At 39.6% G+C, this 15,559-nt stretch carries 16 protein-coding genes; 9 read left to right on the plus strand and 7 right to left on the minus strand.

Annotated elements, in window-relative coordinates; genetic code table 11:
* Nucleotides 1-129: 129 nt before the first annotated feature.
* The 7 genes from AC3II9_RS08700 to AC3II9_RS08730 form a co-directional block, all read right to left on the minus strand.
* Nucleotides 130-909: an ABC transporter permease subunit gene (locus tag AC3II9_RS08700; protein ID WP_489154861.1), complete on the minus strand. Its 780-nt coding sequence runs from the start codon at nt 907-909 to the stop codon at nt 130-132.
* Nucleotides 906-1,790 carry an ABC transporter ATP-binding protein gene (locus AC3II9_RS08705; protein ID WP_489154863.1) on the minus strand — a complete coding sequence of 295 codons (885 nt, stop codon included), beginning with the start codon at nt 1,788-1,790 and terminating at the stop codon, nt 906-908. The genes AC3II9_RS08700 and AC3II9_RS08705 overlap by 4 nt, the downstream gene beginning before the upstream one ends.
* On the minus strand, nt 1,787-1,990 hold the full coding sequence (locus tag AC3II9_RS08710) for a PLD nuclease N-terminal domain-containing protein (RefSeq protein WP_489154865.1): 204 nt from the start codon (nt 1,988-1,990) through the stop codon (nt 1,787-1,789). The genes AC3II9_RS08705 and AC3II9_RS08710 overlap by 4 nt, the downstream gene beginning before the upstream one ends.
* Nucleotides 1,984-3,108 carry a helix-turn-helix domain-containing protein gene (locus AC3II9_RS08715; RefSeq protein ID WP_489154866.1) on the minus strand — a complete coding sequence of 375 codons (1,125 nt, stop codon included), beginning with the start codon at nt 3,106-3,108 and terminating at the stop codon, nt 1,984-1,986. Before AC3II9_RS08715 ends, AC3II9_RS08710 begins: the two co-directional genes overlap by 7 nt.
* A gap of 177 nt (nt 3,109-3,285) precedes the next feature.
* A complete protein-coding gene (locus AC3II9_RS08720) occupies nt 3,286-4,050 on the minus strand; it encodes a 3-hydroxybutyrate dehydrogenase (RefSeq protein ID WP_489154868.1) in 765 nt (254 codons plus the stop codon).
* Between the two features lie 400 nt (nt 4,051-4,450).
* A complete protein-coding gene (locus tag AC3II9_RS08725) occupies nt 4,451-4,861 on the minus strand; it encodes a protein-tyrosine phosphatase family protein (RefSeq protein ID WP_489154870.1) in 411 nt (136 codons plus the stop codon).
* A 12-nt stretch (nt 4,862-4,873) separates the two neighbouring features.
* Nucleotides 4,874-5,818, minus strand: coding sequence for a carbohydrate kinase family protein (locus AC3II9_RS08730; protein WP_489154872.1), 945 nt, complete (start codon nt 5,816-5,818; stop codon nt 4,874-4,876).
* Nucleotides 5,819-5,966: 148 nt separating this feature from the next.
* On the opposite strand from AC3II9_RS08730, the gene AC3II9_RS08735 reads away from it, so the two are divergent.
* The 9 genes from AC3II9_RS08735 (at nt 5,967) to AC3II9_RS08775 (ending at nt 15,483) form a co-directional block, all read left to right on the plus strand.
* On the plus strand, nt 5,967-6,539 hold the full coding sequence (locus AC3II9_RS08735; protein WP_489154874.1) for a GNAT family N-acetyltransferase: 573 nt from the start codon (nt 5,967-5,969) through the stop codon (nt 6,537-6,539).
* Between the two features lies 1 nt (nt 6,540).
* On the plus strand, nt 6,541-7,443 hold the full coding sequence (locus AC3II9_RS08740) for an EamA family transporter (protein WP_489154876.1): 903 nt from the start codon (nt 6,541-6,543) through the stop codon (nt 7,441-7,443).
* A 59-nt stretch (nt 7,444-7,502) separates the two neighbouring features.
* A complete protein-coding gene (locus tag AC3II9_RS08745) occupies nt 7,503-7,700 on the plus strand; it encodes a hypothetical protein (RefSeq protein WP_431028672.1) in 198 nt (65 codons plus the stop codon).
* Nucleotides 7,701-7,765: 65 nt separating this feature from the next.
* Nucleotides 7,766-8,461, plus strand: a complete 696-nt coding sequence (locus tag AC3II9_RS08750; protein ID WP_489154877.1) for a hypothetical protein — start codon at nt 7,766-7,768, stop codon at nt 8,459-8,461.
* A gap of 480 nt (nt 8,462-8,941) precedes the next feature.
* On the plus strand, nt 8,942-10,051 hold the full coding sequence (locus AC3II9_RS08755; RefSeq protein ID WP_489154879.1) for an extracellular solute-binding protein: 1,110 nt from the start codon (nt 8,942-8,944) through the stop codon (nt 10,049-10,051).
* 135 nt (nt 10,052-10,186) lie between these two features.
* Complete coding sequence (locus tag AC3II9_RS08760) at nt 10,187-11,257, plus strand: ABC transporter ATP-binding protein (RefSeq protein WP_489154922.1); 1,071 nt, start codon at nt 10,187-10,189, stop codon at nt 11,255-11,257.
* A 12-nt stretch (nt 11,258-11,269) separates the two neighbouring features.
* On the plus strand, nt 11,270-12,985 hold the full coding sequence (locus tag AC3II9_RS08765) for an ABC transporter permease (protein WP_489154881.1): 1,716 nt from the start codon (nt 11,270-11,272) through the stop codon (nt 12,983-12,985).
* Nucleotides 12,986-13,021: 36 nt separating this feature from the next.
* Complete coding sequence (argH, locus tag AC3II9_RS08770; protein ID WP_489154883.1) at nt 13,022-14,542, plus strand: argininosuccinate lyase; 1,521 nt, start codon at nt 13,022-13,024, stop codon at nt 14,540-14,542.
* A complete protein-coding gene (locus AC3II9_RS08775; RefSeq protein WP_489154885.1) occupies nt 14,539-15,483 on the plus strand; it encodes an N-acetylglucosamine kinase in 945 nt (314 codons plus the stop codon). Before argH ends, AC3II9_RS08775 begins: the two co-directional genes overlap by 4 nt.
* Nucleotides 15,484-15,559: the final 76 nt, after the last annotated feature.

The raw sequence follows: 15,559 nt of genomic DNA on the forward strand, positions 1-15,559 counted from the left end.
TACACATGATACAACTAAAGATACTCTCCAGCATAATGCTGAATTCAAGATATTACCTCATCATTGAACTTCTATCATAAGGCAAGCGAAAAAGGTGCTTATATTCCGTAAGCACCTCAAATTCATTTATTATATTTTTGTTGTGGCAGCATTCTTTTTCACAAATACGATTCCGATAACCATGGCCATCACCATTAATGCAAATGTGAGTATGAGTGTCATTGTATAATGCTCACTTGTACTGCCACTAATAAACTGTACACCATATGTGGCAAGCTTCCACGGTGTCACGCTCCAAAAACTACCGATGAGTGAATCAATTATTAATCCAATCGGTAATAACACAATTGCCATTGTGATTGCCATCGCTGTTTTAAACATGGCGCTTAACGCCATCGTGACCGCTGCTATAAACAAAATCCACACACAGTATGTGAGTACCATTTTTATAAATGCACCTATTTCCACTGGACCATATAAAATGGCTGTATAGTACATACTCCCTGCATAACCGGCAATAGCACTCATGATGCCCAGTAAACTAGCGACTGCCCACTTACTTATAAAAAATGTTGCAAAGGATATCGGTCTTACATAGAGTAGTGTCGCTGTACCATTTTGTCGTTCCCGACTAATCGCACCTGCAAATGTGACGACAAGAACAATTAACCCAATAGATTGAAACTGACCAGTAGAAGCATATAAAAGATCAATCGGTAAATAATTAGGCAATGTAATCGAAAAGCCTTCTGGTACATTACCGACTGTATTCAAAATATCTTCCATGAAATAATTCATGAGTGGATCACTTATCCCTAAAACAATAAATAGTAAGGGCATCCATAAAAATTTAAATCCACGCCATGCTTCACGGCATTCCTTGCTAAATAATGTAATAAAATTACTCATTGTCCCGCCACCTTCATAAAAATGTCTTCCAGTGTTACGGTTACACGCTTCACTTGTTTCACATGAAACGGTGATGCTACTAATTGTGCCATTAATTGCTGCATTGTTGGACGTTCTTCTATGATTTCAACATACACACAATTGTTCACGGGTGTGGCAGCAAATTCAGATTGGGAAGAAAATTGCAGAGCCTCCGCTTCTGTTTCAAATTCAACTTTGTAACGTGCCACATCAAATTGCTCTCGGATGTCTGCTAGCGAGCCTTGCTCAACAATAATACCTTTTCGTAGAAATAGCAGCTGGTCGGTCATTTCCTCCGCATCATTTAAAATATGCGTAGAATATAATAGCGTCGTTTGCTGTTGCAACTCTTTTAATAAATTCATCATCTCACGGCGACCGACTGGATCGAGCGCTGATACTGGTTCATCAAGTAATAATAACTTAGGCTTATGGACAATGGCCTGTGCTATTCCAAGTCGTTGTTTCATACCACCTGAAAATGTCGATGTTTTTTGACGCATTGCCTCTTCAAGTCCAACAAAGGATAGTACCTTTTGTGCTTCTTTTTTTACCTCTCGACCTGACATACCGCTCAATTTAGCCACCATCTCTGTAAATTCAAGTGCTGTTAACCACGGGAAAAACTGTGGGTACTGTGGAAGAAAGCCAATTTCTTTTCGAATATCTTTTACACCTTCCATTTCAACCGTACCACTTGTTGGTGCCAGTAACCCTGTTAACATGGATAAAATCGTTGTTTTCCCTGCCCCATTCGGACCAATTAATGCTGTCGATGTGTTTTGTTCAAGCTTGAATGATACATTGGATACAGCGGTTTGTGTACCAAATGTTTTGGTTAAATCACGTACCGTAATCATGACGTTTTTCTCCCGAAGATAAAGTAAACGATTGGACCGATTGTATTAATGAATACCACCACTAACACCCATACCCATTTTGGACCATTCGTAGCATGAATACGTGCTAAGTCAATTAATGCCACGATGGCTAATATCACTTGGATTACAATTAACGGTGCAATAAGTCCCCAATTAATATTTGCTAATTCCTCTAACATTCATTTTCCTCCTCTATTTTTAAATGGTGTTTCAAATTCGCTATTATCGCCTTATATTTTGGATCATCGTATAACGGTGCAAACACAGGTTGCTGCGTTAAACTATTGACTAAATCCTTTTTAATGGAAAGATCATCACGCGGTGCTTGCCCGCCTAGCTGTATATGTTCTTCCATCCAGTCGGATAGTAAGTAAAAATAAGCATCTCCTTGAAGTTGAATTGGAAATTTTAATTGATAACAAATACGACAATACGCTTCAATCATTTCAAGTGCACGTTCTAAACGATTTTGCATCACATAGCCCGCTGCTGCTTTTAAATAAAAAACAAGCGGGGCATTTACATTTAAATGTTCCACGTGAAAAATTTGGATAAAACTTTCCGTGCGGTGTACAGTTTCATCAAAGTTCTCTACATGCCCTACTTCCAACATTAAATTTTCTGTTGCACATGAAATCATATGCATGACATGTTGATACATACTGACTTGCAACGTTTCTTTTGCTTTCGCTGTATCCCCAAGCATCGTGTGTGCCATGGCAATGAGTTGTTCCGTACCAAATTGAATGGGCACATCCTTCCCTAAAATGTGAAGGACTTCTTGTGCTTGCCCCTGCATGAGCATAGCAGATGCTTCAATCATCACGGCTTCATTCACTAACTGATAGTCTTCACTCAATTCCTTTACCCTTCCGCAAAGCTCCTGCACCCTTGTTAAAATCGTATTCGGCTGTGTTGCTTGTGTATGATAATTCAAGTAAAGCTGGGCCATCTTTAAGACGAATGGAAAACAAGCGTAGTACTCTGTTAGTAACTGCTCCATTTCTTCTTGCACGGTTTCAAATGACTGCTGACTAAATTGGTTAGCAAGTTCACGATACATCATCGTAATCCGTTTTTTCGTCAACTGTGGCTCATATCCAAGTAATGTATCGATCGACACATTGAAATATGTCGCCAGCTTCGGTAATAACGTAATATCAGGATAGCTCAGTCCCTTTTCCCATTTGGAAACTGCCGCTCTCGATACACCTACATACTCGGCAATTTGTTCTTGTGTCACCCTAAGTTCCTTACGCCTTGTCGAAAATACAGATGAAAATTGAAAGTGTTTCATATGATCAGCTCCTCTTACTAGTACTATATCCAAAAATATACGAGGAAAATAGCGATTGATTGTTTACTTTATTAGCATTTGTCAACTAATGGTTTACTTTTGACATGTAAGTTAGGATGAATATAAAAAAGCAATGACGTGTGCTCTCATACGTTCATTGCTCCTGTAAGTTAAAATTTATTGTGTTGTATAGCCACCATCGAGTACAAGCGATTGCCCTGTCATTCCTCTTGCCTCGTCGCTCGCTAAAAATTTAGCGACAGCAGCGACTTCTTCTACATCCAGTAATCTTTTCTGAGGAATTAATGGATATAATACTTCCTCTAATACTTGTTCAGCTGTAATATTTCTTGTTTGTGCTAATTCCTCAAATTGACCACGTACTAACGGTGTATCTACATACCCTGGACAAATGGCATTCGCTGTAATATTATAATGCGCTACTTCTAACGCTGTTACTTTCGTTAAACCGATAACCCCATGCTTAGCTGAATTATACGCTGACTTCCCCGCAAATCCAATCAAACCATTAATTGAGGCAATATTAATAATTCTTCCGAAATTGCGCTTCTTCATATAAGGTAGGGCGTGCTTAATCGTTAAAAATGGTCCAACCAGCATAATTTTAATCATTTGTTCAAACTTCTCAGCAGGGAAATCTTCAATGAACGCTACATGTTGTAATCCTGCATTGTTAATTAAAATATCAAGTGCTCCAAATTGCTCAACTGTATAAGAAATGGCTTGTTTTACCTCTTCTTCTTTCGAAACATCGCATACGACCCCTTTTACATTTCCAGAAAACGTTTTGACAGCATGATCTAACTGCTCCGCATCTATATCCGAAAGCATCACCTGTGCTCCAGCCTCTAAAAAAGAGGTTGCCATCTGATAACCAATGCCCCCTGCACCACCTGTAATGAATACAACCTTATCCCTCACCTATTTCCCCTCCCTTTGTATACCTACTATAAATTGCTTATGTTTGCAATGTATGTTATTCATTTCTTGACTTCATAGACAAAATCCTTGTTCATTCCTAACTTCTTTTTAGTAGGTAGCTTGCAAACAAAGGAAATAATTTTATGAACTAAAAAATTCATCATTAAAAAACCAATGGGGACTTGCTGACTAGAAAAGAGGTAGAAATGGAAGCATACTACTTCGGCAAAGTATTTCAAACAGAGGATGTAAAAGAAAGCGTTGTTATTTTTATTGAAAAACATAAACCTGTTTAAAAAAATCAATAAGGACTCTATATTTCCATTTAAAAGACACATCCTGATTAAAATTGATAATATTAACGAACAAAGCCACCCATTAAGGGCGGCTTTGTTTTAATTTATTTATATAATTTTTCTAATGCCTCACGCATATTGGGGCGAATGTTTACTTTTGGTCTAGCTTGTTTAGCGATTGTCTCGGCTTCATCTAATGATTCTGCTACGCCTAGCTCCATTAACGTAGCAACGGCCATGACGCCTGCTCGTCCACCCCCACTACCACAGTGGAAGTAAATTTTTTCTCCCGCTTCGTACGCTTTTACGACTTCCTCGACACCTCGTTTAATCGAATGTGCAATGTGTTCACTTTCATCTGCAATCGGTTTATGAATATATGTGTAATCTACTGGCTCTACTCGACCGTTTACGCGTACATCCATCACTTTATCGACCTGTTTGTCACGGACGACTTGCTCTGTATCATCGGCACCCCCAAAATACACGCGTCCTGCAATTAGTTCATCGTACATATGAACCCCACCTTATAATAAGTTTTTAATCTCATCATAACGTGGAAGCGCTGTTAATGCACCTGGTTTTGTTGCAGCCATTGCCCCAAGCTTGTTCCCAAAGGACACACAGTTATCAAGAGATTCCTTCGTTGTTGGTAAACCATTATAGTGAACATAGCGCATGATACCTGCCATAAACGCATCACCTGCGCCTGTTGTATCCACTGGTACGATTTTTTCAACGGGCACATGCATTACTTCTCCGTTTAACACGGCGTACGTACCGTCTGCGCCTACCGTGATCAGAATAATGGGGATATTTAATGGCTTTAACATTGCTAACCCCGCCTCAATCGAATTGACTTCGGTTAAGAAAAATAATTCTTCATCTGTTAGTTTCAAAATATGGGCATCTTGAAAGAATGATACAACGGTTTCACGGCAGTAGGATTCACTGCTCCAGCGAAGCGGACGGATATTGGCATCAATAGCAATAATGGCATCATGACGCTTAGCCATTTCTACTGCAGCACGTGTTGTGGCAAGGGCTGTTGGATGGAACATTGTGCCCGAACAAAAGTTAAAAATAGACGCCCGTTTAAATGCTTCCTCATGTAAATGTTGGGCCGTTACTTGTAAATCTGGTGCCTCATCTACATAATCCTTAAAAACGCGTTCACCATCTTCTTTTAGATGGACATATACACCACTCACCCGTTTTTCAGGTACAAATACAGCGTAATCTAGATTTACTCCCTCATTTTTAATTTCATGTCGTACAAATTGGGATGTTTCATCATCACCCGTAATCGTAATGAGTGCTGAAGGCGCACCAATCCGACTAATCCCAGCTGCGACATTAATCGTTGCGCCCCCTAAAAATTTTGTGAATGAAGTGTTTGTCGCATCATTCGCTATATAATCAACAAAAGCGTCTCCGTAAACTAAAATAAAATCCTTGCTTAACTGAGTCATCAGTTGTCTAACCTCCGAAGATAATGTTCTATCTAGGTTATCATAAAATCCTAAGGTTATTAAAGTTTTGTACTATTCTAACATTGGACATATGTCGGCACATTGTTCATAGTTTTGTTATACTTTGTTCGAAAGGGAGCGATCAATAATGAATATAGATCTGAATATCCGACAAGCCACACCTCAGGATGCACCACGTATTGCACCGCTCATTTATGATGCAATTGGCGATATCGCAGGCCGACTCACGGGCGAGCATAATCTACAAAATATAATGACAGAACTAGAAGAGCTTGTACGTGCTGACGATAACCGTCACACATATCGCAATACATTTGTTGCTTGTCGCAATGAACAAATTTTAGGCATCATTGTTTTATATGATGGACAAACAGGGAAAGAATTAGATGCACTTTTAATGAAGAAACTGCAACAAAAGCATGCCTCGTCTCTTCAAATTGATCTAGAGGCACATGACGATGAATATTATATTGATACAATTTGTGTAGCATCACATGCACGTGGACTAGGGATCGGTACAAAACTGCTACATTTTGCTGAGGAGCAAGCAGTAAAATGTGGATACAAAAAAGTTTCATTAAATGTAGACGAAGCAAAAATAAAAGCCCGTCAATTATATGAACAACAAGGTTTCGTCGTGACAGAACCGTGGGAAATCATAGGCGAAAAATTCTATCATATGGTAAAGGAAGTATCGTAACATGCCACTAAATATAATTTATCCCCTTATGATTGTCATTGCATCTAGTAGTTACGGCATATTATCTACTATCGTGAAATTAGGGATGCAAGATGGTTATACTTCCTCAGAGGTAGTTTCAAGTCAATATATTTTTGGCTTTTTACTAGCATTGCTTCTAGTATTGGTAACACAACGTAAGTTACCGGATATTCAACTAAAAGGCTGGGCGATACTAGTACTCGCCGGGATTTTTACTGCTACTACAGGGATGGTATACGGACAGTCATTAAATTATTTACCTGCATCACTTGCCGTTGTCATGTTATTCCAATTCACGTGGATAGGGTTATTATTAGATTGTGCACTAAAAAAACGCCTTCCGACACGAGCTGAGGTGATTTCACTCCTGTTTTTATTTGCAGGAACGATTTTAGCAGCAGGGGTTTTAGATGTTGACTTAACAGCAATTGCTTGGCAAGGTTGGGCGCTCGGTTTAACTTCTGCACTAACCTTCTCTATTTTTATTCAAATTAACTCGCGCCAAGTAACAGGGATGACTAACATCACACGAACATTTATCGTATCCTTTGTCGCACTCATTGTGATTAGTATCTTTTTATCTCCAGAGATTATGTGGAACGGACAGCTAACAAGCGGCCTGTGGAAATACGGACTAGCACTCGGGCTTTTCGGGATTATTTTGCCGATTTTATTATTCTCTATTGCGGTGCCGAAAGTTGGAGGTGGCTTAACATCCATTTTAAGCGCTATGGAATTACCTGTAGCGATTCTTGTTTCTGTCATCTTCCTTCATGAGGTTGTGACAGCACTTCAACTGTTTGGTATTGTGCTTGTACTAGTCGGGATGATCCTACCATCCTACCTCTCGATGCGTAAACAATCACTTAAGAATACTAGGTGATACACTTCAGCATAATGGATTTAAGGCGATTTTTTAATGAACATTAGGGGGGCTTTTCAATGGAGAAAAATGCAAAACTGTATATGCTCGCAGCGTTTGCAGTAGCCATTATCGGCTTTACACAAGTGTTACATTATTGGGAATCAGATATTTTAGTGTCAACGATTTACTTAGTCTTTAGTAGTGCATGCGCATTTATCGGGCTAGAACGATGGCGCGCCATGAAAAAAAATCAGCAACAACAAGCAGAGAAATAATTATGCTTACATAACTTCACCGTTCGTACGGTGAAGTTATTTAGTATTTAAGATGGAGGAAATAGATGATTATTGATGATACCTCACAAGATGTGCAAAGCTTGAAAAATAAGCATTTATATTTAGCCATCATGATGATGATTTTTTGTATATTCTTAACGGATTTAGCTGAATACGCTCTAGTAAACATATTTCATTTTTTTTATGTAACGTATGATGAATCACTCAAACAACTCATTGTATTTTTATCGATTTTGTTAATTGGGATCATATATTTCTTTAAAAAGAGCAAACGTACTATTATTATTTGTGTATTTTTCCTTATCTTATCTAATGTCCTTTTATTACAGTCTTACACTGCGATTAATGATACGGGGATTAAAAAAAATCATTTTTTCTTTTTTCACAATCAATATGTTCCTTGGTCTGAAGTATCAGTCGTCAACATTTCAACTAGAAGTAAAGTAAAACTTGCTCATATGCCAAGTATGACTCGAATAAATCCATTTAAAACCATGATAGAGCCGCAAATTCAAATACATACTAAGCAATATGATGTACTATTAAATGATTTTTCTATATCCGAAATCATTTACTTAAAAAAGTGGCTAATCGAACAGGAATCGATGTCGCTTCAAATCTATCCAATACCTGAAAAGTATCGAGATACATATTTTTTAATGAGCCATTCCTACCAAGAGCAGCTGAATGAATTGTACGAAATGAAAGAGTCATTCAATGAAAAGATCATTCAATATTAGGCGCTAATGTTATTCCATAGCTCAAATACATATGTTTGATATTGAAAATAACCTTTTTAACTGAATACTGTAGTGTTTTGACCGTTTACTGTGGGCTTTTGCTCTTACCAGTTTATTTTACCCGGATGCAACGTATTTGCGAAGCACGAAGGCAACGATATGAACGCTACAAATATCGGAAGTGTTCGACTGGTTTATAGAGTTGAAGCCGTGCTTGCTTCTTCCACTTCGCTTTCTTCGGAAATCAATTTGAGTTTGCACACATTCTGATAACTTCACCGTTCATACGGTGAAGTTATTTTTTATGCTTAACAGCTTATATAACTATTCGGAAATAATACTTAACTGTTTTGTATTTATATGTACCTATCGTTTTTTTTTATTTATATAGGGATAAAAGTCGACTTCTTATTATAAGATTCTAAGAAGCGCAAATATCCGCGCTTGTCGGTGCAACTTCAAAACAAGGAGGTTTTTAGTATGAAAAGATGGGGACTACTTTCTTTATTACTCGTTGTACTCCTCGTATTTTTAGCTGCCTGCAACGACACATCAGATGACACAACGACGCAGAACAACGAAGAAAATGATGCCAATGAAACCGAAATAACAGAAAATGTAGAACAGAGCCCTTCTGGTAAGCTCGTCATTTATACCGGGCGAGATGAAGGATTAGTGCAAGACGTCATTGCGAAATTCAACGAGCGCTACCCTGATATTCAAGTCGAATACATGACAATGGGTGCCCAACAAATTTTAGAGCGTACACGCGGTGAAAAAGCAAACCCACAAGGTGATTTTTGGTGGGGTGGTACACAGGCAGCGATGATGGTCGCGGCCAATGAAGATTTATTAGAATCTTGGGAGCCGTCCTTTGTAGAAGCCATTGATCCATTACATCGGGATGGAGAAAATCGTTGGATTGGTGAAATGTTATTACCGGAAGTCATTATGATTAACCGTGATGTTTTAACACCGGAGGAAGGACCACAAGACTGGGATGAATTATTGGACCCGAAATGGCAAGATGATATTTTAATTCGTGGTGTTTTAGCATCCGGTACAATGCGTACGATCTACTCCTCTATGATTTACCGTCAAGGAGCGGATACACCGGAAAAAGGCTATGAATGGCTCGCAAAATTAGATAAAAATACAAAAGAATATACACAAGATCCAAACGCGCTGTATTTAAAATTAATACGTCAAGAAGGCTCGATTTCACTATGGAACTTACAAGATATTTTATTGAAAAAACATACAACCGATTATCCATTCGATTATATTTATCCAGCAAGTGGTGCCCCTATTTTAGTCGATGCAGTAGGGATTATTAAAAATGCCAAAAACGTAGAAAACGCCCAGCTCTTTGTGGAATTTTTATTTGATAAAGAGATGATGACAGAGCTTTCACATGATTACTATCAAATTCCAACACGAACAGATATTGATTTGGCAGCGATGCCTGATTGGTATCAAGCGCTAGAGCTAAAGACATTCGATATTGATTGGCAAGTCATGGCCGATAAAGAAGCGGAGTGGATGGAATACTGGGATACAAATATTAAAGGAAAAGGCGATAACTATTAACGAAAGGTTATATTCCGACTGACCATGTAGATGTTTGCAGATGTAAGGGTTGCTCCGGGTATTCGGACCAACCCTTTTCTCTTCATTCAGACGGAACGAATTGTATATACCTCAACATAAAGGATGGTGCCTATGATGAAAGGTGTTCGCATTGAAAATGTCACAAAAAAGTTCGGTAATGTACTTGGTGTGAGTGAATTGAATCTTGCTATTCAACCAGGCGAATTTTTCACATTTTTAGGACCAAGTGGTTGCGGGAAAACAACCACCCTTCGAATGATTGCGGGCTTCTATTACCCGACGACAGGGAAAGTCTATTTCAATCAACAAGATGTTACAACATTACAGCCAAATAAACGCAATATCGGAATGGTGTTTCAAAACTATGCCCTCTTCCCGCACATGACGGTCGATGAAAATATTGCATTTGGTTTAGAAGTACGGAAAATGCCGAAAGCAGCGATCAAACAAAAAGTCGATCGTATCCGAAGTCTCGTTCATCTTACTGAGTATGGTCATCGTAAAATTAATGAACTGTCTGGTGGCCAGCAACAGCGTGTCGCACTTGCACGAGCACTCGTCATTGAACCGGATATTTTATTGTTAGATGAACCCCTTTCCAACCTAGATGCCAAATTACGTGAAGAAACGCGTGTGGAAATTAAGCGGATTCAATCCGAACTCGGCGTAACGACGATTTATGTGACGCATGATCAAACAGAAGCGATGTCGATGTCTGACCGCATTATGGTCATGGAAGCAGGTGTCGTCAAACAAATCGGCACACCACAAGAAATTTATCACCAACCAAATAACCGTTTTGTGGCAACGTTTATTGGGGAAACTAATATGCTAGAACTAAAGGTGAAATCGATTGACCGGGATGTGATCACTGTTGAACATGACAATGGGCTTATCCTACATGGTCTCACAACAAACTACGCCAAAAATGTAACACCCGTTATTGGTGAAACAGTTTACGTCTCTATACGACCTGAGGGCTTTGAAGTAGGTCCTGGTCATAATACGGTCAAAGGTCGTATCGAATTTTTGGAATTTACGGGACTGAGCGTTAATTATATCGTCAATGTACATGGGCTCTCACTTAAAGCGATGATTATTAATGGTGGCAATCAGCTAAAACAAGTGGGAGACGAAATGGAGCTACATATTCCACCGAGAAATCTGTATTTTCTCGGAGAATAGGAGGCGATTACAATGAAGCAGCAAACAGCATCTCACACAAGTTGGTGGTCACGTGCAACACAGTCACCGTATTTTGTTTACTTATTGATTTCGCCATTATTTTTCATTTTATTCGCCTATGTTGTGTATCCATTTTATTCGACGTTTTTACAAAGCTTTGCTGGAGACAATCGATTAGCGAACTATGCGAAGTTTTTCAGCTTAGAAAGTTCAGCTAATTTAGAGGCACTATGGAATAGCGTGTATATTTCGGTTCTTAGTGTCATTAGTTGTGCGGTTGTTGGCGTCACGATGGCCTTTTTACTCGAGCGCTATGAATTTCCAGGGCGTAGACTATTAGCTGTCCTCGTACTCGTACCAATGGCCTTACCACCACTTGTAGGTGTCCTTTCCTTTACGTTCTTATACGGGGAAAGTGGTATATTTCCGCGCTTTTTCCAACAGCTATTCCATTTAGATGAAGTGCCTTTTGCATTAAAAGGCATATGGGGTGTAGTCGTTGTACACACATTTACGATGTACACATATTTTTACTTAACAGCATCTGCTGCGATTAAAGGCCTCGATCCATCACTGGAAGAAGCAGCAACAAGTCTTGGTGCTAGCCGTATTCGCGTATGGCGAAAAGTAATTTTACCAATGCTCACCCCTTCCATTGTTGCCTCCGCTCTACTTGTATTTATGGTATCGATGGCTTCGTATACAGCGCCTCTTATGTTTGGGGTAGAACGTACGATGACGATGCAAATTTACTTAGCACGCACAAACGGGAATTTAGATATGGCCGCAACACAATCGACAAATTTATCGATTGTATCGATTCTATTCTTATTACTCATGCGTTGGTATCAAAATAGGCGCAATTATCAAAACTTGAGTAAAGGCATTAGTGTGCATCGTTCAGAAGTAACATTCAAACCGTTAAAATATATTTCTATTTTCCTGTCTTTTTTAGGAACATTAATCCTAATTCTGCCGATATTAGTATTAGTACTCATTTCCTTCTCGAAAGACGGGACATGGACTGTACAAATTTTACCGACCGAATATACCTTGAATCATTATAAAGCGCTCTTTACAGATGAGCGTACGTGGCGACCTATTTGGAATTCCATTCAAATGGGGGCCGTCGCAACTGTTGGCAATATTCTTTTTGGTGTCGCTGCTGCCTATGCAATGGTTCGACTAAGCTTTAAAGGGAAATCTTTACTCGATGTATTAATTATGATTCCTTGGGCACTTCCAGGGACCGTTGTTGCCGTCAACTTAATTGCGGCATTTAGTACAGAAAGTGTATTTACGTTTAATCAAGTGTTGATTGGGACGTTTTGGATTTTACCACTTGCCTATTTTGTACGCCACTTACCACTTATATTTCGTTCTACATCCGCTTCTTTAATGCAGCTTGACCAATCGGTTGAAGAAGCCTCTCGTAGCTTAGGTGCATCGTGGTGGTATACATTCAAAAGAATTGTTTTACCATTAACACTTTCTGGTATTATTGCTGGTACACTACTTGCATTTGTGCACAGTATTGGCGAATTTGTTGCATCTATATTGCTCTACAGTACATCTACAATCCCTTTATCTGTCGCCATCTTCCAAAAGCTTTACGCATTTAAATTTGGAACAGCCTGTGCATACGGTGTGCTACAAATTGTATTAATTTTACTTGTACTGCTAATTTCAGAGAAACTTTCGAAAGGTTCGGCCGGTTCCGCAATATAACTATTTTTATAGCATGTAATGGAGGCAGGTTAAATTATGTTTTTCCAAGATTACAAAAATCATATCAACGAAGTAGAAGGCATTCACTTTCCATCCAATAGCTACCGTCAAATGGTCTTGCAACCTGCATACGACGAAGCCAAACGACACTTTTTAACATCGATGGTGCAAATTCATATTGCCCATTTAAAAATGTTAGAAGAACAAGGAATTGTATCAACGGAAGACGCGAAGAAAATCGGTAAAGCAATCAAAAAATTAGATATAGAATATTACAAAACGAAGGACTATAATCCACAATTTGAGGATTTATTTTTCCGTATTGAAAATAAACTAATTGAGCTTGGCGGTGATGTAGCAGGAAATCTACACATTGCTAGAAGCCGCAATGATATGGGCATCGCGATTTACCGTATGACTCTACGTAAAAAATTGCTATCACTGATGCAAGAGCTGTTAGATTTACGCTCCTCCATGATTGCATTTGCCGAGGAGCATGTCGATACGATTATGATTGGCTATACGCATACACAGCAAGCACAGCCAACAACGTTTGCGCACTATTTAAAAGCGGTCATTAATCAGTTAACACGTGATTTTGGTCGCTTACAAGCCGCCTATAGTACGATTAACAAAAGTAGTATGGGCGCTGCAGCGTTAACAACAACAGGCTTTAATATTAGCCGCGAGCGTATGCAAGAGTTGCTTGCCTTTGACGGCATTATTGAAAATGCTTGGGATGCAGTGGCTGGTGCCGATTATATTGCAGAGGCTGCAAGTGTTGTACAGCTTGCTGCACTCAATCTTGGTCGTACGTCACAGGACTTCTTACTATGGGCAACGCAAGAATTCAACGCATTCCGCCTAGCAAGTCCGTACGTACAAATTAGCTCGATCATGCCACAAAAACGAAACCCGGTATCGATTGAGCATACACGTTCCCTCTTATCAGCGGTTGTCGGTGATACAGACACGGTGTTAAAAATGATTCATAACACACCATTTGGCGATATTGTCGATACAGAAGATGATATGCAGCCTTATTTATGGCGTGCCATTGACCGACTAATTGGGGTTTATAAGTTATTTGGTAGCTTAGTCATTACGATGAATGTAAACAAAGACAATTTATTAAAGCGTGCGCAAAATAGCTTTGCCAATGTGACAGAGTTAGCAGATACACTCGTACGCTCTGAAAAGATCTCTTTCCGTCAATCCCACAGCATTGTTAGTCGCTGTGTTCGAACATTAATGGAGGCAGACGAAGAATCCCTTGCCAATTTAACATGGGAAATGGCGAATGATCAATCGATTGAAGTAACAGGGAAACCCCTTCATATTGCTAAAAACGATTTCTACAACGCATTAAAGCCGGAGTATTTCGTTCATGTGCGGAAACTTCTAGGTGGGCCAGCGCCTGACACGATGCGCCATTCACTCAAAATAGCAGAAAAGGATGCGGCCACAATGGCAGAATGGGTACGTGATAAAGTAGATGCCATTTTACAAGCCGAACAAAAACTTGACGACACGTTACAAGGTTGGGATACAAATTGAACCAAATCATATTAGCTGTAGATGGTGGAGCAACGAAAACAACTTTAACACTTCGAACAACGGATGGGGAGGAATTATTTTCTGCTACGTCCACTGGCTCGAACTATCAAGCAATTGGACGAAACCATGTCCAACAAGTTTTTGAGCAGTTATTAGCACAGGCGAGTACTGCCATTGCCCAACGTGACCTTGTCGTAGCGGTATTTGCGATCGCTGGTATTGATACGAAACAGGATGCCCGTATCGTACGTGAAATCGTCGAAGCAAGTATGGAAAACTCTATTTTTACTGCACAAAAGCTCATTATAGAAAATGATGTGGAAGCAACTCTTCTAGGGCTTGCAAATGGGCTACCTGCTACCTTACTCATTTCAGGTACTGGTGCCATCTGTTTTAGTTATACAGGTGTAAAAATTGTGCGGGCAGGTGGTTGGGGCCATCGTGCGGGTGATGAAGGAAGCGGCTACTGGCTTGGACAGCAGGTCGCAAAGGCCATTTTCCGCGCTGCAGATGGTCGTGATGAAGCGACACTTTTAACGGATATGGTGCTCCGTGAACAGCAGTTAGCCGATGTGGACGCACTCATGAACTGGCTATATCGCGCCGATTATACAAATGCACAGTTGGCCAGCCTCGGGGCTTATGTACAGCAAGCCATTGAGCAAGGTGACCATATAGCCGTGAGAATCGCTCATGAAGCAGCACAGGAATTAGCCTTACTCGCAACAACCACATTAAAAAAAGCAGGCTATCATACGGGGGCACACACCTTTTACGTAAACGGCGGTGTATTGAAACATAACCCGATCATTTACGAAAAGTTCGTAGAAAGTGTACACGATCTATTTCCTGAAGTACAATTCGAGCTATGCGAAGAAAAGCCGATCGAATATATCATCAAAAGAGCCTATCATACAGCTTGCATAGCGAAAAATGAATAAATGACGATCCATGAGATTCTTACTGCAAAATAGTCGTGATGAAAACGACTATTTTGCATAGAATCTCTTTTTGATC

It is taken from the genome of Lysinibacillus sp. RU7 (genome assembly GCF_057837305.1).